Consider the following 20715-nt stretch of genomic DNA (forward strand, 5'->3'; position numbering starts at 1 on the left):
GAGATTATCCTGTTCCGGAATTGTTTTTTGAAGTCTGTTAGATTGTTTTAATTTGAACAATAAAAACCCTGACCGAATTACAAACAGCGTTTATAATCGATGTAACAGTCGATGATCAAATTTTTAGAGGGGAATTTAAAATGTTATCTCAGGTAATTCTTTTTTGATAACAGCAGGAACACCTGCAGCCATACAATTGTCTGGTAAATCTTTGGTGACTACAGCTCCTGCGGCAATTATAACATTTCTTCCTATTGTAATTTTAGGGAGGATTGTGGCATTTGTCCCGATGTTACTATAGGCGCCAATTTTACAATTACCGGAGATGTTTACACCAGGTGAAATTTCCGAAAATTCTCCAATATGGCAATCATGGCCGATGGTACAATTTAGGTTAATTAGTGTCCCTTTTTGGACAATTATGTCATTTGTAAGGACGGTTCCAGTCATAATATTACATCCGGAGTCAATTTGATTCCCAAAACTGCCAATAACGGCTTTTGGGCTTATTGTAGCAGTAAAGACACCACCAATAGCTTTGAATTTTTCATACAGGCGTTTTCGTAAAGCCGGATTTCCGATACCGATGGTAAAACGATTATCGGTATGCATAAAGTAGGCCGTAGCGTCGTCAAGGTTTGTAAGAACCGGAAAACGATCGTATAATACGGCTGGAATATCGGTGTTCACATCGTCATAGAAAACCAGATTTTCGGTTTGTCCACTCTGATGTAATACTTCTAAAACTTCTTTAGCAAATCCTTTGGCTCCAACTATTAGCATGCGTTTTGATTAATTAAGGTGGTTATTTTTTCTAAGTCTTCCACGGTTAAACCAACATAAAGCGGTAACGAAAGTACACGTTGGGCTATCGATTCTGAAACCGGCATTGCCTGATCCGGTTGGTTCACATATCCGATCGTATTTAACGATGGATAAAAATATCGTCTCGGAATAATATTGTTGTCGTTTAATGCTTTTTGTACTTTTAAAAGTATAGCCTCAGAAGGTAGTATTATCGGGTAATAGCTATAATTCCAGATGGTTTCCGGTCGGATAGCCATGGTTTGCAATTGATTAAAATCGAGATGTTGGTTGTAAAAATCAACTACTTTTTTTCGTTCGGACAAAATGGTTCCCATATGAGGCAAAACAGCCAGTCCCATAGCGGCCTGAAGTTCCGAAATTTTAGCATTAATCCCTAATCCGTGAAATTCCAACGGTCCGTTATGACCGAAATTATGACTGTAGAATAGTTTATGAAAAAGCGTTGCATCTTTACAAAACAGCGCGCCACCTTCTCCGGTATGGAAAAGTTTGGTGGCATGGAAACTACAGGTACTCACATCGCCATAATTAAACAGTGATTCCCCTTTATAGGTTACGCCAAAAGCATGTGCGGCGTCATAGATTACCTTTAAGCCGTATTTTTTAGCAATCGCTTCAATCGCGTCTACTTCACAAGGGTTACCAAAGACATGCGTGGCTAAAATAGCGGTCGTTTTTGGACTTATGACAGCCTCGATCTGGGTTTCATCAATAGTGAGGTATTCCGGATGAATATCGACAAAAACAGGCGTGCAATTTTCCCATATAATAGAAGACGTCGTCGCTACATACGAAAACGGAGTGGTAATGATTTCCCCTTGTTTTCCCAGAATTTTAAGTGCGATTTGTAGCGGTACGGTTCCGTTGTTGGTGATGATCATAGAATTGCTTTTCAGATAATCGGTTAATTTCTGTTCCAATTCCAATACCAGTTCACCCCGGTTAGTAAGCCATTTGTTTTCCCATATCCGTTCAAGTTGCTTTTCGTATTCTTTTAAATCCGGGAAAAAGGTTTTGGTTACTGTTATCATTAATATGGGATTTGTAAATTTTATTTCTGTTGATAAACGAACTTAATGGTTACATTTGTGCAGTAAAAATATAAAAAGTTAAGCAATCTAACCGTACCCAAACGGAATAAGATATCAATCAGATCGGGAGTGGCCGGATCGTAACCTAAATTATATATGAAGCATTGCAGAAGTCAGGAAGAAATACTGGCCGATTGGAGCGGACAGGATATCCACAAGCCTTTAGTAAGTATTTTATGTGACACGTTTAAGCATGAAGCGTATTTAAGCGATGCGTTGGAAGGATTTTTAAGTCAGAAAACAAATTTTCCGTTTGAAATTATTGTCCATGAAGATGCCTCTCCAGACGGAACACCAGCAATATTAAAAGACTTTGAAAGCCGTTATCCGTTACTGATCAAGCCAATTTACCAGACCGAAAACCAATATTCCAATGCGGATGTCGATATTTGGGGCGATCATACTTTTCCGAAAGCGAAAGGAAAATACATTGCGCTTTGTGAAGGTGACGATTATTGGATTGATCCGTATAAATTGCAAAAACAGGTCGATTTTTTGGAAGCCCACCCGGATTATGTTATAACATGGACCGACTTTTTAAACAAAAAAGGGGACGAATTGGTTCCAAACGATTTTAAAGAAACCTTACCCGAAGTGTATACCATCGATTTTGATACGATTTTCCGACCGTATTGCACCTATACGCTGACGTGTGTGTTTTTAAAATCGGCTGTAAAACCACAGGAGTACAAGAGTTTCCGCTATTCCAAAGACAATACCTTATATGGTTTGGCACTTTGCAATGGAAAAGGAGCTTTCCTAAATTTTCAGGGCGGTGTGTACCGTTGGCATGCCGGCGGAATTTATTCGTTAAAATCAGCTTTTTTCCAGCGTTATTCCTCCTATCTGAATGTAAAAGAAGTTTATGACAGGTTGCCACAGGCTCAAACAGCAAACATACGGGAAGTAATCCAGTCGTTGCTAAAAGATTCCGCTTTTGAAGCTTTAAAGCTGTATAAAGATAAGGAAGCCTATGCTAAAGAACCTCATCAGGCGGTACAGCTATTTTTAAAACAGGCATCGTTTGGAATGCGAATCAAATTCTGGCGACGTCATATTAAGATGAACTATTTCGGTATCAAATACAATTAAAAAAGAGGAACGTAGGTTCCTCTTTTTTATAATCTTGATGTGGTATAAAATGCCTAGTTTCGAATAAGAAACACATTGATTATCAGTTTGTAAGGGGGTTAAAATAGCGATTTCAGCATAATCAAAATACGATCAAACCAACGCACCTTTTGAAATACAGGCTTACCTTCGTTTTGGAGGTATTTTAATAACGGTTTGTTAAACTCTTTCGATTTACGGATCGTACGTACCACAATCTGATAGAGCTGTTTTTCGAGTACCTTCTGGTCGAAAATACGGGATTCCCGGTTTTTTGCGATTAATTTCTGCGCGGCATTAACAGTAGCGATGACTTCCTGAGCCGATAATCCCCGTTTAAAGTCAAATGCATTCAGATAGCCTTCAATATCGGTGCTTTCAGGATTTATACCGAAGTCCTGTTGTAATTGTGCCAAACGAATATTGCGAAGCGAACGGTTGACATTATCGATTTTGGTCTGACTGATATTCGTATCATGCCAACGGTAATCGAGTAACGATTCGGACACATTGGCAAATAGGGTAGTAGCACTCATTCGGTTCCATAATTCATAGTCTTCAATTGGAACAAAATCGTTGTCAAAACGGAAATCTTTTAAACAAGCCTTACGAAGCATTATCGTAGGATTTCCAATCGGATTATAAAAAAGAAAAGCCGTTCGAATAGCAAGATGTTCTGTGGGAAGGGCCATTAGTTTTCGTTTGCCATCCGGTTTAAAAAGGGTATAAAAGGTTCCGCAAACACCGATTTCCGGATTTTTTTTCAGAAATTCGATCTGTTTGGAAAAACGATCGGGCATGGCGATATCATCAGCATCCATCAAGGCGATAAATTCCCCTTTAGCCGTTGTAAAACCTTCATTTCGCAAACGAGCCGGGCCCACATTTTCTATTTTATCGACAAAAATAATACGGGAATCGGCCGCTGCATTTTTTTCGATTATGCTTTTACTGGTATCGGTCGATTTATCATTGAGCACGATCAGTTCAAAATCGGTAAAACTTTGCTTCAGAATACTGTCAATCGTTTCCTGAAGGTATTTTTCGGCATTATATACCGGTATGATTACTGATAAAACGGGTTGGCTCATAACTAATTGATCAATAAAGGTTAGGTGTGATTTTTAATAACAGTAGTATAATAATCCAATGTTTCGGTCATCATTTTTTCGATGCTAAAATGATCTACGATAGTTTGTCGGGCATTTTGGGAAAGTGTTTCAGCCAAAACGCCATCCGTTAGTATAGCGGATATACGATCGACAAAATCTGTATCCGTATCACATACAAAACCATTTTCGCCCGATGTGATCAGTTCTTTAAAAGAATCCAGATTTGAAGTCACTATAGGTTTGGCCAACGCCATAGCTTCTAAAAGCGCCAGACTAAAATTCTCTCCTTTGGAAGGGAAAATAAGAACATGAGCACTATTGAGTAGACGGATAATATTTTCTTTAGGCTGATAACCGTGAAAAACAACCTTATCGGTTAAAGTCTGTGTCTGAATTTCCTTGTCCAAAGTTGCCTTATAAGGTGTTTCCCGACCGATAAACTGTAAGGTGGCTTGCGGGAATTTCTCCGCTAGACGAGCGAATACGCGAAATGCCGTATCGGCTCCTTTTTCGAGGGCAACATTTCCGATATAGAAAACAGAAAACGGAATTACCGCCGGATTCGGATTCGGTTGGAATTCCTGTATATTGATACCGTTATAAATAAGTTTGAATTTCGAAACGCCAAACAGTTCGCGATTAACCTGTTCGGAAAAACGGGAAACGGCAATTACATTTTCGGCTTTTTTAAACGCTTCGCGCTCGCAATGTTTACGTCCGGCTTCTACTTTGTAGCCAAAATATTTTTCCAAAACGGAAAAAGAACCGTGACAGCGTACCACATATGGGATTTTTTTACCTAAAAATAAACTTAAGCCTTCAAAATCATGACATTCGATAATATCGATATTCAGATTGTTCTTTTCAATATAGGCAAAAAGCCGCCGACTGATATCGCGTTTTTCTTTTTCGTGAATTTTAAAATGATACGGCATTAAAAACGAAAATTTCTGTGTAACGGATCGAAACAGATCGTACACAAAATTTCGCTTAAAAAGGTTTTTGGTATAATGAACATGAACCCCTTCGTCGTCAAAATCGATATTGGTTTTGTTTACGCCAAAAATGTATACCCGATGACCTCTTTTTACAAGTTCTTTGGCCAGTAAAGTATTAAAATTCCCAGTTCCACCACAAGGAGGAAGCTTTTCATTTTTGTATTCCCGGGTTAAAATGAGGATATTCATACGGTTATTTTTTCAGATCGAAAATCGTAGTAACCCAATTGTCCAAGGTATATTGATTGTAAATTTCTTCCGGAACGGGTTCGTAATCCGTAGCCAGAAATTCGGGGGCAATTACGGGGTTTTCGCGATCAATGATCAATATGTTATTGGGGTTATAAAACGGGTAATTTACGACCGTTTTATTATCCGTTATTAGTTTTTTCTGCATTCCCATAGCCTCAAATACCCGGAAACTCAGACCGGTTTGGTTATTTTGAACGATGTCCAGAATAATTTCGGCTTGCGAATACAATTTCAGCAATTGTTTTAATCGGATTTTTTTGGACTGAAATAACAGCTGGCTATTGGTTTTGGCTGCGGTTTCGGCTTTGAAATTGTATTTGAATTTTTTGTATTCGATATTCCGACTCACAAAAATAAAATGAAACGGCGCTTTCAATTGCTCCAACTGATAGGCAATTTTATTGTATATCGGAAAACGTTTGTCGAACGATGAAATCGTGGTAACCTTATATTTTGGTTTTACGGCTGGGATTTCCTGTTTGTCAAAGTAGATATAATTGTTCATTTTGACAAAATTGTGTGCCTTGGCATCCTGTTCGTCAAAAGAAAAAATTTCGTCAAAAAGACCTGCATTTAAGAGATGATCGACCGGACAACGATGTAAACTGTCGTACAGATAGGCAAAATACTTTTTGGTATATTGCTTAATTAGCTGGTGGTATTTCAGTTCGATAACATCGGGATTGATCACCAAAATAATATCGTGTTGTCCGTGTTTTTGTAATTCGGATATAATATGTTCCTGCTTCTTTTTGGTTTTAAGATTAATACCCAGGAAAATTTTAGAAAGTAAGTTTACGATTCTCGATGCTAAATTGGCATGTTTATAACCTCCCAAATTGATATGATACGCATCAATATTCTTTTGCTGTAACAATTTGATGATATATTTGTCGTAGTGCCAGTTATCGAAACTGATCAAACAAATCTTCTGCTTCATTTTTCAAATAATATAATTAGTGGGAGTGTGTTATTACTAATAACTGTTACAACGGGTTAAATATTTTGTTTCTGGTTTGCTTTTAGTGATTTATACGTATGGTATACGCTCAATGCCTGTAAATACGATATGATTAATCCATCTTTTCCATCCAATATTCCCAGACGGATAAAGAAGGCTTTTATAAACTTAAAAATGGTTTTTAGGTATTGGGTAAAAACGCTGTATTTTTTTCCTTTAAGGAAAAGTTCTTTTCCTTTTAAAACACCATAGCTAATCATTTTCTGTTTATAAATAGCGTAATTGTCATAGGAATAATGGAGTAACTTATTTTGAAATATGCCAATCGTTCCGTCGACTTTAAGGGTTTCGTGAACCAGTTTTTCCGGTATATAATGTGCTTTGTCTTTTTTAAACAATCGGAAATTTTTATCCGTTTGCGTACCGGAGAAATGGATCGCTCTTCCGGCAAAATAGAACTTTCTTAAAAAGTAATACGCATCTTTGGTTTCCGGTTTGCGGACTTCTGCGATAATTTCGGCACGCAATGGCGGTGTAATCCGTTCATCGGCATCCAGAAATAAAACCCAGTTATAGCTGGCCAGTTCCAGTGCCAGATTCCGTTGTGTTGTAAAATCAACAAATTTATGCTGTACCACTTTAACATTTGGGTACGTATTGGCAATGGCCACGGTAGAATCGGTACTATACGAATCCACTACGATAATCTCATCCACAAAATCAAGACATTCGATTACTTCCCGGATGTTTTTTTCTTCGTTATAGGTGATTATCAGTCCGCTGATTTTAATAGAACTGGATTGCGATGTCATATACGATTAACTTCTTTTTACAATTACATAATTGCGGTATTCAAATAGCCGTTTACCGGTTAAGTCTTCGATAAAGGCCAGTAATTTTCTTCTGAAATTCATTTTGCGCCCCATTTTGGTCGGATCAAACGAGAATTTCCAGTTGCTGCGATTTACCCTGTCCTGGAAAACCTGAGGATGGGTACCTTTAAACTTTAGTAAGCGTTCGGCATTACCATAGTCAAATTCATAATCTTCATTATAGGTTCGGTCGATCCATTCGTCGTCGCTATTGTAAAAACGACCGGTGTTTTTCACCTTTGTTTTTAATCCGCCTGGCGCTTTAACCCATCCGTAATGATAAATATAAGCCGGAATGTGTTTTACTTTTAACTTGCGACCGTTATAACGGAAACCTTGTGCATCTTTATAGGATTCCATTCCGGGCAGGTTGCGGACAATACGGATTTCTCTGCGGTACCATCTGCGGGAATGTGCATAAAAATCATACGATCCGTAAAAATGCATATAGTTAAAAAGTAAGCCTTCAACATTTGGATCATTTAACGATGCTTCCATTTCTTTACGAATGGTTTCCAGGTATTTTTCATGAACACATTCATCACCCTGAATATAAAAAGCCCAGTCTACATCGGGACTAATGGCCTTAAATGCCTTGTCGGTTTCGAGGGCAAAAGTACGACCGCCTTCGCGTACGCTATCGTCCCAAACAGTCTCAATAATTTTGATTTTTGGGGAGCCAATACTTTTAATAAGATCTAATGTGGTGTCGGTAGAATTTCCATGAGCTACTATAAATTCATCACATATAGGTAATATTGAAGTAATTGCTTCTACGATAGAGTAATCGTTTTGTACCGCATTGCGGATAAAGGTAAAACCGGCGACTTTCATGTAGGTTGGATTTATTTGGATTTTAATATCTTAAAAAAATAAAAATGCTTGCTATAATGATTGATACAGTGTCATAATCCTGTTCGCAATAACATCGTCATTAAATTTCTGTACAAACATATAACCTTTTTCTGTTATCTCGTCTCTTAAATTAGGATCACGAAGTAATAATTCAATTTTTGATTGTATGTCGGCACTGTCGGTTGGATCGACATAAAGGCTATCGGGTCCGCCCGCTTCCGGGAAAACACCGGAGTTGGTTGTAATAACCGGAGTTTTGGAATATAACGCTTCAATAATCGGAATTCCGAAACCTTCAAACAACGACGGATAAATAAAAACAGTAGCCAACTGGTATACTATTGCCAGTTCGCGGCTGTTAAGTCCTTTTAAAAACAGGACTTTTTCGTCCATTTGATGTTCCCGGATGTAGTTTTTTACCGTTTGTGTATAAGCCGTTTCGCCTCCGATAATGACAAGTTTCGTATCGATATTCCGAATGGCTTTTACAGCTGCCAGTACGTTTTTACGGATTTCGACCGTACCCACGTTTAAAACAAACTGTTCCGGAAGCTTGTATTTTTCGATAACGGCTTTCTTTTCTTGGTCGGAATAAAGCTCTTTAAAAACCTGCTGACATCCCTGATAAATCACTTCGATTTTTGATTCCGGGATTTTCAGGTACTGTACAATATCGTTTTTGGTTTGTTCGCTAATGGCGATAACGGTATCGGCATTTTGAGCGGCCTTTTTAAATTTATAAAAATGAATTTTCCGGTCGAAGAACGAATAAAACGCCGGATAACGCATAAAGATCAGATCGTGAATCGTCACAGTACTTTTAATTCCGGCTTTTTTCAATCCCGAAGGAAGTTCGCCCGAAAGACCGTGGAATAATTGAACGCCGTCTTTTTTCAGATCGGAAATAATAGTGCGCTGGCGCCATATATTATAAAACTTCCGATTGAACCAGCCGGTTGGACGTTTTTCAATAATCGTATCCGAATCCGAGGTAAAAAGTTGCTTTTTTGCCGGTTTCGGATTGTATAATAAATAGTGGTTTTCCGGAAAAAAACGATTCATAATCCGAACCAGATCACGGCTGTAATTACCCAGTCCGGTCTGATTATGAAAAACGCGTTTCGCCTCATAACCAATCGTTAGGCTTTTGTTATCCCGGTTTTTATTTCGGTGTAGTTGTTGGAGATACACATAACGCATATAAACGTGTTGTGACATGATTTTAGCCAAAGATACACCTTGTGATCCATTTAGGAATCCGAATTCGATTATATAATGCTTAAAAAAACGAAAAGCCGGTTTTACATAAAAATGAAAAGCGGTAGGTTTTGTATTTTTCTGATACAATTCCTGAGCCCGTAATTTGGAATACTGCAGGCGTTTTCCTAGAAAATCAGCTTTGTTTTTAAACGAATAATGCTGGATGATTTCTTTTAGATTTCCGGATTTACCGTCAACGATAAGTTGTTCGTGTACGAGTTTGTGGGAATAGCGGCATTTGGATTTTCGGAACAGGCGTATAGCCCTGTCCTGATTTTGTCCGCCATAAAACATTGGCTTTTCTGCATAATAAAAAGCGCGTTTTACCCAAAAAGCGACTTCCTCCGGATGTGAAGCCACCTGTTCTTTTAATTCGAGGATTCCATTTTCGGTCACCCTTTCGTCGGCATCAAAAAAGGTAACCCAGTCATTTGTGGCCAAATCGATGGCAAAATTCCGCTGACGGGAAAAATCGTCAAACGGGCGTTGTACGATTCGCACCTGCGGAAATTCACTCCGGATGATATCCAGTGTGGTATCGCTACTGTACGAATCGACTACAATAATTTCGTCCGCGAAAGCCATATTCCGGAGATAGGTCCGGATATTGTCTTCCTCGTTCCTAATGATGGCTAAAGCCGATATTTTTGGACTGCTGCTCATTTAATACTATTAGATGGCAACGTCATACTCTCTTAAAGCGTCGTTTAATGAGGTTTTTAAATCGGTTGAAGGCTTGCGTTTTCCGATGATCAGCGCACATGGCACCTGATATTCACCGGCAGCAAATTTTTTAGTATAACTTCCCGGAATCACCACCGAACGCGCCGGAACAATACCTTTCATTTCAACTGGTGTATCGCCGGTAACGTCGATAATTTTAGTAGATGCGGTAAGGCAAACATTCGCTCCTAATACGGCTTCTTTTTCAACGCGAACACCTTCTACCACGATACATCTTGAACCGATAAAAGCACCGTCTTCAATGATTACCGGGGCGGCTTGTAACGGTTCCAATACCCCACCAATTCCAACACCACCGCTTAAGTGTACGTGTTTTCCGATTTGCGCACAGCTACCAACCGTCGCCCAGGTATCGACCATGGTTCCTTCGTCTACATAAGCCCCAATATTTACATAGCTTGGCATTAAGATTACCCCACTGGAAATATAGGCTCCGTGACGCGCTACAGCATTTGGAACAACGCGGATACCTTTTTCGGCATACCCTCTTTTTAAAGGCATTTTATCGTGATATTCGAATATTCCAGCCTCAAGCGTTTCCATTTTCTGGATTGGGAAATACATAACTACGGCCTTTTTTACCCATTCGTTTACCTGCCATCCATCGGTTGTTGGTTCTGCAACACGCAATTTTCCGGCATCCAGTAATTCGATCACTTCTCTAATGGCATTCGTCGTTTTTTCTTCTTGTAATAAGGCACGGTTTTCCCATGCTTGCTCTATTATTGGCTGTAAGGCATTCATATAAAAATCGATTTTTAGCAAATATAACCCCATTTTTTTAAAACGAAATAGAAAATAGCAGAATTTGGGCAGGCCGATACATTTCGAAACACCATATATTTTTCTATTTTTGCAGCACAACACAACACACTTATGTACAAATCTATAATCAGACCAATACTGTTCCGTTTTGATCCGGAAAAAATCCATCATTTTACCTTTGGAAGCATCCGTTTTCTACACAAAATACCGGGTATTCCGGCATTGTTAAACGCTATTTATGAAGTGAATGACCCGCGACTGGAACGGGAAGTTTTTGGATTGCGTTTTAAAAATCCGGTTGGACTTGCTGCCGGATTGGATAAGGATGCCAAATTATACAAAGAACTGTCCAATTTAGGCTTTGGTTTTATCGAAATTGGCACCCTTACACCCAAAGGTCAGGAAGGAAATCCGAAAAAACGATTGTTCCGTTTAAAAGCCGATAGCGCGTTGATCAACCGTATGGGATTTAATAACGGCGGCGTTATCGAAGCGGTGGAACGTCTGAAAAAAAATAAAGGCGTACTGATTGGTGGTAATATTGGAAAAAACAAGCTTACGCCCAATGAAGCCGCAACTCAGGATTATGAAATCTGTTTTGAAGCGTTATACGATTATGTCGATTATTTTGTCGTAAATGTAAGCTCACCCAATACACCCAATTTACGAGCCTTACAGGATAAAGAGCCATTAACGGAACTGTTACAAACGCTACAGAATAGAAACCAGACCAAACCGAAGCAAAAACCGATACTGTTAAAAATTGCCCCGGATCTGACCGATGAGCAATTGCTGGACATTATCGATATTGTAAGAGATACCAAAATTGCCGGTGTGATTGCAACCAATACGACCATTTCGAGAGACGGACTGGTTTCCGAAAATAAAAAAGAAACCGGCGGACTTTCCGGAAAACCCTTAACCAAACGATCGACTGAGGTAATCCGATTCCTATCGGAAAAAAGCAATAAAGCTTTCCCGATTATCGGCGTTGGTGGAATTCATTCGGCGGAAGATGCGATCGAAAAACTGGAAGCCGGCGCGAGTCTGATACAATTGTATACCGGATTTATTTATGAAGGACCGGGTTTGATCAAAGCCATCAATAAAAAAATACTGGCCGGAAAATAACAGGAGGTATTCGCACACTAAAACAGAAATCTGTTAAACTTTTCTCTTTTGGGAATGGTGTTGCTTTCTAATTGTTTGAAAGCGATACGATTGTGTTTTTTAATGGATCAATCTTTTTAAAATAGTAGGTTGCCATTGCCAGTATATTTGAAAATTATGAACTTTAGCGTATCTTTGAAACGTTATGGAGCAAGTTAAAATCATCGAATGTCCCCGAGATGCCATGCAAGGTATCAAGGCGTTTATTCCTACAGAAAAGAAAGTGCAATACATTCAATCTTTATTGCGTGTAGGATTTGACACTATTGATTTTGGCAGTTTTGTTTCCGCAAAAGCGATTCCGCAAATGCAGGATACGCCGGAAGTACTGGCGCAACTGGATTTGTCGCAAACCAAAAGCAAACTACTGGCAATTATCGCCAATACGATAGGTGCTGAAAATGCATCCCGTTATCCGGAAATCAAATACCTGGGCTTCCCGTTTTCGATATCGGAGAATTTTCAGATGCGAAATACCCACAAAACCATAGCCGAATCGCTGGTAACCTTACAGGAAATTCTGGACATCGCCAACGCTACCGATAAAGAAGTGGTAGCCTATTTGTCGATGGGATTCGGAAATCCTTATGGCGATCCGTGGAGTGTGGAAATCGTAGGGGAGTGGACAGAAAAGTTGTCCAATATGGGCGTAAAGATATTGTCGCTTTCCGATACGGTAGGCTCTTCGACACCGGAAGTGATTTCTTATTTGTTTTCGAATTTGATTCCGAAATACCCGCATATTGAATTCGGAGCGCATCTACATACCACACCGGACAAATGGTTTGAAAAAGTAGATGCCGCCTATAAAGCCGGATGCCGCCGTTTTGACGGAGCTATTCAAGGATTTGGAGGCTGTCCGATGGCCAAAGACGACCTGACCGGGAATATGCCAACCGAAAAAATGCTATCCTATTTTACTTCACAAAAAGCCGATACCGGATTAAGTCCGATGAGCTTTGAAAGTGCTTATAATGAAGCGCTTAAAATTTTTACCGTTTACCATTAGTCGTACTAAAAAGAAAGTACAAAAGACTTTATAAAAATTAGAACAGTAGTTTTATTACTATTTGTTTTGACTGTTTCGTATCCGGATGACTCCATGTCAAGCCAACGGGTTTTGTTAAGGTTAATAAAATCCTGAAAAAGTACTATTTACTACTTAAATCAAAAAGAACTCATGTTTTGTCTTAAACATGTTTTTTTTTGTCCGTATATCTCAAAAAGATTGTTCGAAAATGCTAATTAATTTAGCGCTATAAATAACTATAAACAAAAATTGATCATATTGTATTGATACAATGATAAACATTTCAAAATTTTGAATAGAAGTTTGTAGTTGATTTTATTTTTATTCATACAACTTTAATAAGGTTCTGTTGTTATTACGGGATCTATAGTAACGATGCTGGTTTCCTCCTTTAGCATTATAAAAACGGATAAAACTTTTTAGTTAGTAAAAAATTGATGCTTCTGTTTTAGAACTAACAAACTTTAATTAATCTAATATGATAAGTAATATGAATAAGTATTATGTAATTGTATCCCTCCTGCTTCTTTTTACAGAGGCGATTTATGCCCAGATTGGAATTAATATAGAAGATCCCAAGGCTACTTTGGATATAACCGGAAAAAAAGGAGTAGCAGATATTGATGGTGTTCTTTTCCCTAGACTTACTCTGGCAGAATTAACTGCAAAAGGAGATGGGCTGTATGGAGCGGATCAAAATGGAGTACTCATCTTTATTACGGATGCAACCGGAGGAGACGTTTTGTCGCAACGAACGAATATTGATGAGAGTGGGTATTATTATTTTGATAGTCCATCGAATGTTTGGATAAAAATGGATAATACAACCTCTTGGAAAGCCGCTCTTACTACTTGGCCGGCGTACCCAACTGCTCGGTATATTTATCAAAATGGTAGCCTCGGTATAGGCGATTATAGTACAAAAGCTGCTACGGAAAAACTGGATGTTGATGGAAACGTAAGACTTCGCAATATTAGAGATGGTAGAGGACGTAACAATTATCCTAATACTATTGTAGCAAATTCAGAGGGTACTCTGGCTGCTTTTAGAGGCAGTTATGCCATTTGGCGGGCAGCTAGAACGAATGCTGAAGCGGTAATGAGAGATGACGATGAAATCGTAAATATATTATCCTCTAGTGTAACGACTATTACGTTACCAGCCAACCCTGTGCTCGGCAGGGTTATTACGATCCGTATTGATAGTGCTTCCGATGGCGTGTATAATGTAGTGACCCCTAATGTAACATGGACCGGTTATTTGCCAATAAAATATATTCCAAATCATCTTCAGATAGTTGCAGCGGATTATATAACCAGGATTAAAGCTGGAACGACTGTAAAGTTACAATGGACAGGTCCACCAGGACTATATGGCCCCGCTGGAGGAGGTGGACTGGATTGGATTCAAATTGAAGGCGACCTTCAGGTAACACCTTAAGACTGGGTTGCTATGAAACGGTTGCTCTATTTCCTATGTTGAAAGAAAGGTATCACCAAACTAAGGAATGAAAGGTAAAGTTTACTAATCGGGCATAGTTTTTTTGTCATAAAATCGTAAAAGTTTTACCGTTTTATAGTAATTCAAAAAACACCCTGTCTTTTGTGAAAATTAGGGTTTTGTCTTGTTTTAAACGTAAGTTATTTAGGTAAAACGATTAATTCAGTTTTCTTTAAATGAGGTTCACATAATAAAAAAATAACATGAAAAGATATGGTACAATTGTAAGTTTCCTCTTTTTTACCGGGCTTCTTTACGCTCAGGTTGGAATTAATACAGAAAGTCCTAAAGCTACTTTAGACATAGCAGGAGGAAAGGGAGTTACGGATATCGATGGTGTTCTTCCGCCACGACTTACCCTGGCAGAATTAACTGCAAAAGGAGATGGGCTGTATGGAGCGGATCAAAATGGATTACTCATCTTTATTACGGATGTAACCGGAGGAAATATTTTATCGCAACGAATAAATGTCGACACGAATGGGTATTATTATTTTGATGGCCCATCGAATATCTGGAAAAAAGTATGTGCAACCTCCTGGAAAATAATAGGAACGATCCAACAGGCGTCCTTAAATACTCAGAGTATTTATCAAAATGCCGATGTCGGTATAGGCAATTTTAGTGCAACAGCTCCTACGGAAAAACTGGATGTTAATGGAAACATGAGATTACGCAACATGCCGGATGGTAAATTACGTGCCGATTATCCGTATACTATTGTAGCAAAAGAAGATGGTACTTTAGGAACTTCAAGAGGGCACTATAGAGGGTGGCGAGTAGCTACATCGAATGTTCAGGCTGTAATGTCTGATGACGATGATGTATTAACGATATATACCGCTAGATTTTCCACTAGTGCTTTGGAGATCAGTTTACCATCCAACCCTAAGCCCGGTAGGGTTGTTACGATTCGTAATGATGGTTCTTATAGTGGTACGTATAGTATAGCGACTCCTGGTGTAATACCGCCTGGTTATTTGCCAACAAACTTTAGAAATGATGTCGCCGAAGCATCTGATGGATTTGGTTTAATATACGTATCAGATTATAAAACTACCATTAAGGCTCAAACGGTTCTCAAGTTAGTATGGACAGGTCGATCTGGAGACCATGCATTAGGTTGGGTTCAAATTGGAGGCGACAACCAGATGCCATAAAAATCATAAGGGATTAATGATGTCGCTATAAAACGGTTACGCTGTTTCCGTATGTTGAAAGGTATTTTCAAACAAGGGGTAAAAGCCAAAGCCAACTAACCGGAAATAGTTTTTCGTACTAAAATGATAAACGCTTTACCGTTTTTTGGTAATTCAAAAAAAGGAGCCTGGTTTTTGTCTTGTTTTAGCATACGTTATTTAGGCAAAACTATAAATTCAGTTCCCTTTAAATGATGATTTTCTAATAAAAAGAATGACATGAAAAAATATGGTACAATTGTAAGTTTCCTCTTTTTTACCGGGCTTCTTTACGCTCAGGTTGGAATTTATACAGCAAGTCCCAAGGCTACTTTGGACATAAAAGAAAAAAATGACGTTTCGATGATTACTGGTGTTTTACCGCCACGACTTACCCGAGCGGAACTAACGGCAAAAGGTGACGGGCTGTATGGAGCAGATCAAAATGGATTGATTGTTTATATTACCGATGTAACCGGAGGAAATACTTCGTCACAGCGAATGAATATTGACGCGAGTGGGTATTATTATTTTGATGGTTCATCGAATGTCTGGGAAAAAGTGCATAGACCCCCTTGGAAGATAATAGGAGGGACCGAACATGCTACCTTAAATACTCAGAATATTTACCAAAATGCAAAAATCGGTATAGGAGATTATGGTACAATGCTTGTTATGCAGGAAATAGATGTTATTGGAAATGCGAGAATACGCAATTTGGCGGATGGTAAACCACGTGCCATTTATCCTAATGATATTGTGGCACAAGCAGATGGTACTTGGGGAGCTTCAAAGGGGAACTACACGGTTTGGCGATTAGCTTGGACGAATACCCAGGCAGTAATGTCTGATGACGATGAGATATTAAATATAATTTCCTCCTATGCCTCGACTATTACGTTACCAGCCAACCCTAAGCCCGGAAGGGTTGTTACGATCCGTATTGATGGCGCTTCCAGTCACACGTATACTGTAGCGACTCCAGGTGTAACACCGGTTGGTTATTTGCCGACAAACTATTTTCTTATTAGTGATAGTGTACAAGCAGCAGATTATAAAACGACAATTAAGCCTCAAACGGCTGTCGAGTTAGTATGGACGGGATTGCTTAGTGATGGAGGAATAGGTTGGGTTCAAATTGGAGGCGACAAGCAGACGGATTAAAATGCTATCAAACGATTACTATTTCCGTATGTTAAAAGTGTATCTACACTACAGAGGAATAGCCTAACAACCGGGATACTCCATGTCAAGCCAACGGGCTTAGTTAAGGTTAATAAAACCCTGAAAAAGTACTATTTACTACTTAAATCAAAAAGAACTCGTGTTTTGTCTTAAACATGGGTTTTTTTGTCCATATATCTCAAAAAGATTGTTCGAAAATGCTAATTAATTTAGCCGTATTATTATTTATTGATCAAAATTTATTGTGATCATATAAAATAAAAAAGGTTTCATAAGAAGTTATATGAGCAGTTTTGTAGTTGATTTTGTTTTGTATTCCGACGGCTTCAATGAGGTTCTGTAGCTATTACCAGATGATCGGATCGATGCTGGTTCCCCTTTAGCATTGTACAAACAGAGATAGCATTTTGACTTGTAAAAATTGGATGCTACTGTTAGTTAACAAGTTTTAATTAATCTAAACAATAAGTGATATGAATAAGTATTATGTAACTGTATTCCTCCTGCTTCTTTTTACAGGGGCGATTTCCGCTCAGATTGGAATTAATACAGAAAATCCCATGGCTACGTTGGACATAACCGGGAAAAATGGCGTTACCGATATTGATGGCCTTCTTATTCCACGACTTACCCGAGCAGAATTAACCGCAAAAGGTGACGGGCTGTACGGAGCAGACCAAAATGGAGTACTCATCTTTATTACGGATGTAACCGGAGGAGACATTTTGTCGCAACGAACGAATATGGAAGAGATTGGATATTATTTTTTTGATGGTCCATCGAATACCTGGAAAAAAGTGAATGCAACCCCTTGGAAGGTAGTAGGAGCAACTGCACAGGCTACCTTAAATACTCAGGATATTTATCAAAATGCCAATGTTGCGATAGGGGATTATAGAGTAACAGCGGCTACAGAAAAATTAGATGTTAATGGAAACATGCGGATACGCAATATGACAGATGGTAAAGTACGTATCGATTATCCTTATACTGTTGTAGCAAACGCAGAGGGTACTTTAGCTTCTTCAAGAGGTAGTTATACCGTTTGGCGGGGAGCATCAACAAATGCTGAGGCAGTAATGACGGATGATGATGCTATATTAAATATATTTTCCCGTAATGCCACGATTATTACGTTACCAGCCAATCCTAAGCCCGGCAGGATTATTACGATCCGTATTGATGGCTCTCATGTTACTTCTAGCGGTACTGCTGCTAGTTACAATGTAGTGACTCCTGGTGTAATACCGGTTGGTTATTTGCCAACAAACTACGATGTTGCTAATGGAAATGAAGTAACGGCACCGGATTATATAACGACTATTAAAGTTAAAACAGCTGTCAAGTTACTATGGTCAGGACCGTTTGGCGGTGGTGGACTAGGTTGGGTTCAAATTGGCGGCGACAACCAAATTACGCCATAAGGAACTAATGAAATCGTTATAAAACGGTTATTCTTTTTCCAAAGCAAGGAATAAAGGCTAAAATCTGCTAACCGGAAATAGTTTTTCTAAATAATAAAAAAACAGCCTGTGTTTTTCTGGAAATTAGCGTTTTGTCTTGTTTTAACGTAAGTTTTTCAGGCAAAAATATTAATTCAGATTTTTCAAATTAATGATCATTTAATAAAAATAATAACATGAAAAAATATGGTACAATTGTATGTTCCCTTTTTTTTACCGGGCTAATTTACGCTCAGGTTGGAATTAATACAGAAAATCCTATGGCTACTTTGGACATAACAGGAAAAAAGGGAGTTACCGATATTGATGGTGTTCTTGCTCCACGACTTACCCGAGCAGAATTAACCGCAAAAGGTAATGGGCTGTATGGGGCGGATCAAAATGGATTAGTCATCTTTATTACCGATGTAACCGGAGGGGACATTTTATCGCAACGAACGAATATTGACGAGAGTGGGTATTATTATTTCGATGGCCTATCGAATACCTGGAAAAAAGTGAATGCAACCCCCTGGAAGGCAATAGGAACGACCATACAGGCGGACTTAAATACCCAGGATGTTTATCAAAATGGCAATGTTGCTATAGGAGATTATAGTGCAACAGTCTCTACCGAAAAACTGGATGTTAATGGAAACGTGAGATTACGCAATATGGCTGATGGTAAATTACGGACCAATTATCCGTATACTATTGTGGCAAAAGGAGATGGTACCTGGGCTTCTTCAAGAGGGAACTATGGAGTATGGCGAGGAGTTTCAACGAATGCGCAGGCAGTAATGTCTGATGACGATGAAATATTAAATGTATTTTCCCGAGATGTCACGACTATTACGCTACCATCCAATCCTAAACTCGGTAGGGTTGTTACGATCCGTATTGACGGTGACCCGAATCCTGTTTATACGTATAGTGTAGCGACTCCAGGTGTAACACCGGTTGGTTATTTGCCAACAAACTACGATGTTGCTAATGGAAGTGGAGTAAGTGCACCGGATTATAAAACGGCTATTAAAGTTAAAACGGCTGTCAAGTTAGTATGGACGGGACCGCTTGGTGGTGGCGGACTAGGTTGGGTTCAAATTGGAGGAGACAACCAGATGCCAACACCATCACCATAAGAAACTAATTAAGGTGCTTTGAAACGGTTACGCTATTTCTGTATGTTGAAAGAAAGGTGTTTCCAAAGCAAGGGACAAAAGCCAAAGCCTGCTAACCGGAAATCGTTTTTTATAATAAAATCGTAAAAGCTTTACCGTTTTCTAATCGTTTTAAAAAAAGTATGTGCTATGTCTAAAAATTAGGACTTTCTCTTATTTCTGCAAAATTATTAATGCAGCTTCCTTTAAATGATAATCACGTAATAAAAATAATAACATGAAAAAATATGGTACAATTGTATGTTTCCTTTTTTTTACCGGGCTTCATTACGCTCAGGTTGGAAATACAATAAGTCCTAAGGCTACTTTGGACATAACAGGGAAAAACGGAACTTCAGAGATTGAGGGTGTTCTTCCGCCACGACTTACCCGAGCAGAACTAACCGCAAAAGGTGAAGGACTGTATGGAGCGGATCAAAATGGAGTACTCATCTTTATTACGGATGTAACCGGAGGAAATGCTTTCTCGCAACGAACGAATATTGATACGAATGGGTATTATTTTTTTGATGGTCCATCGAATGTCTGGAAAAAAGTAAATACAAGCCCCTGGAAGGTAATAGGAGGGACCGCGCAGGCTAGCTTAAATACTCAGAATATTTATCAAAATGCCAATATGGCTATAGGAGATTATAGTACAACAGCGGCTACGGAAAAATTAGATGTTAATGGAAACGGAAGAATACGCAATATGGCAGATGGTAATTTGCGTACCAATTATCCTTATGCTATTGTAGCAAAAGCAGATGGTACTATTGCTTCTTCAAGGGGTAGTTATACTGTTTGGCGAGGGGCTTCAACGAATGCTCAGGCAGTAATGACAGATGACGATGAGATATTAAATATATTTTCCTTTACTGCCTCGACTATTTCGTTACCGCCCAACCCTAAGCTCGGTAGAGTAATTACGATCCGTATTGATGGTTCTTCCAATGGCACGTATAATGTAGTAACTCCTACTGTAACACCGGTTGGTTATTTGCCAACAAACTATACCTATGCTAATGTTGATATTGGTTCAGTAACAGCAGCGGATTATAAAACCACTATTAGACCTAAAACGGCTGTCGAGTTAGTTTGGACAGGACCATATGGCGGCGGCGGACTAGGTTGGGTTCAAATTGGAGGCGACAATCAGACGGATTAAAATGTTATGAAATGGGAACTCTATTTTTCCATA

At 38.9% G+C, this 20715-nt stretch carries 18 protein-coding genes; 9 read left to right on the forward strand and 9 right to left on the reverse strand.

Annotation, left to right across the window (positions count from 1 at the left end):
- Positions 1-135: 135 nt before the first annotated feature.
- Positions 136-783 carry an acetyltransferase gene (locus AAFN64_RS04730; RefSeq protein WP_300490476.1) on the reverse strand — a complete coding sequence of 216 codons (648 nt, stop codon included), beginning with the start codon at positions 781-783 and terminating at the stop codon, positions 136-138.
- Entirely contained in the window at positions 777-1859 is a 1083-nt protein-coding gene (locus AAFN64_RS04735; protein ID WP_347759435.1) for a DegT/DnrJ/EryC1/StrS family aminotransferase, read from the reverse strand. Before AAFN64_RS04735 ends, AAFN64_RS04730 begins: the two co-directional genes overlap by 7 nt.
- Before the next feature lie 156 nt (positions 1860-2015).
- On the opposite strand from AAFN64_RS04735, the gene AAFN64_RS04740 reads away from it, so the two are divergent.
- Positions 2016-3011 (forward strand): glycosyltransferase, encoded by a 996-nt coding sequence (locus AAFN64_RS04740; protein WP_300490482.1) that lies wholly within the window; start codon positions 2016-2018, stop codon positions 3009-3011.
- A 98-nt stretch (positions 3012-3109) separates the two neighbouring features.
- Here AAFN64_RS04740 and AAFN64_RS04745 read toward each other — a convergent pair whose 3' ends face one another.
- From AAFN64_RS04745 to AAFN64_RS04775, 7 genes are read right to left on the reverse strand one after another with little or no spacing between them, the layout of a single operon-like run.
- Positions 3110-4120, reverse strand: a complete 1011-nt coding sequence (locus AAFN64_RS04745; protein WP_347759436.1) for a glycosyltransferase family 2 protein — start codon at positions 4118-4120, stop codon at positions 3110-3112.
- 20 nt (positions 4121-4140) lie between these two features.
- On the reverse strand, positions 4141-5328 hold the full coding sequence (locus AAFN64_RS04750) for a glycosyltransferase family 4 protein (protein WP_347759437.1): 1188 nt from the start codon (positions 5326-5328) through the stop codon (positions 4141-4143).
- A 4-nt stretch (positions 5329-5332) separates the two neighbouring features.
- The gene (locus tag AAFN64_RS04755) at positions 5333-6331 is read right to left on the reverse strand and encodes a hypothetical protein (RefSeq protein WP_347759438.1); all 999 of its coding nucleotides are present in this window, start codon (positions 6329-6331) and stop codon (positions 5333-5335) included.
- Between the two features lie 56 nt (positions 6332-6387).
- Positions 6388-7164 (reverse strand): glycosyltransferase family 2 protein, encoded by a 777-nt coding sequence (locus AAFN64_RS04760; RefSeq protein ID WP_347759439.1) that lies wholly within the window; start codon positions 7162-7164, stop codon positions 6388-6390.
- Between the two features lie 6 nt (positions 7165-7170).
- Positions 7171-8058: a glycosyltransferase family 2 protein gene (locus AAFN64_RS04765; protein ID WP_347759440.1), complete on the reverse strand. Its 888-nt coding sequence runs from the start codon at positions 8056-8058 to the stop codon at positions 7171-7173.
- Positions 8059-8109: 51 nt separating this feature from the next.
- Positions 8110-10002 (reverse strand): glycosyltransferase, encoded by a 1893-nt coding sequence (locus AAFN64_RS04770; protein WP_347759441.1) that lies wholly within the window; start codon positions 10000-10002, stop codon positions 8110-8112.
- A gap of 9 nt (positions 10003-10011) precedes the next feature.
- Positions 10012-10827, reverse strand: coding sequence for a 2,3,4,5-tetrahydropyridine-2,6-dicarboxylate N-succinyltransferase (locus AAFN64_RS04775; RefSeq protein ID WP_300490517.1), 816 nt, complete (start codon positions 10825-10827; stop codon positions 10012-10014).
- Between the two features lie 132 nt (positions 10828-10959).
- On the opposite strand from AAFN64_RS04775, the gene AAFN64_RS04780 reads away from it, so the two are divergent.
- The 8 genes from AAFN64_RS04780 to AAFN64_RS04815 all read left to right on the forward strand — a co-directional run bounded on the left by AAFN64_RS04780 (position 10960) and on the right by AAFN64_RS04815 (position 20682).
- Positions 10960-11979 (forward strand): quinone-dependent dihydroorotate dehydrogenase, encoded by a 1020-nt coding sequence (locus tag AAFN64_RS04780; protein ID WP_347759442.1) that lies wholly within the window; start codon positions 10960-10962, stop codon positions 11977-11979.
- Between the two features lie 184 nt (positions 11980-12163).
- The gene (locus tag AAFN64_RS04785) at positions 12164-13027 is read left to right on the forward strand and encodes a hydroxymethylglutaryl-CoA lyase (protein WP_347759443.1); all 864 of its coding nucleotides are present in this window, start codon (positions 12164-12166) and stop codon (positions 13025-13027) included.
- Between the two features lie 511 nt (positions 13028-13538).
- Positions 13539-14489, forward strand: a complete 951-nt coding sequence (locus tag AAFN64_RS04790; RefSeq protein WP_347759444.1) for a hypothetical protein — start codon at positions 13539-13541, stop codon at positions 14487-14489.
- A 263-nt stretch (positions 14490-14752) separates the two neighbouring features.
- Entirely contained in the window at positions 14753-15709 is a 957-nt protein-coding gene (locus tag AAFN64_RS04795; protein WP_347759445.1) for a hypothetical protein, read from the forward strand.
- A 258-nt stretch (positions 15710-15967) separates the two neighbouring features.
- Entirely contained in the window at positions 15968-16891 is a 924-nt protein-coding gene (locus AAFN64_RS04800) for a hypothetical protein (RefSeq protein ID WP_347759446.1), read from the forward strand.
- A gap of 494 nt (positions 16892-17385) precedes the next feature.
- Positions 17386-18336, forward strand: coding sequence for a hypothetical protein (locus AAFN64_RS04805; RefSeq protein WP_347759447.1), 951 nt, complete (start codon positions 17386-17388; stop codon positions 18334-18336).
- A 215-nt stretch (positions 18337-18551) separates the two neighbouring features.
- On the forward strand, positions 18552-19496 hold the full coding sequence (locus AAFN64_RS04810) for a hypothetical protein (RefSeq protein ID WP_347759448.1): 945 nt from the start codon (positions 18552-18554) through the stop codon (positions 19494-19496).
- Positions 19497-19752: 256 nt separating this feature from the next.
- A complete protein-coding gene (locus AAFN64_RS04815; RefSeq protein WP_347759449.1) occupies positions 19753-20682 on the forward strand; it encodes a hypothetical protein in 930 nt (309 codons plus the stop codon).
- Positions 20683-20715: the final 33 nt, after the last annotated feature.

This window comes from Flavobacterium sp. CAU 1735, from assembly GCF_039888695.1.
In the GTDB taxonomy this organism is placed as follows: domain Bacteria; phylum Bacteroidota; class Bacteroidia; order Flavobacteriales; family Flavobacteriaceae; genus Flavobacterium.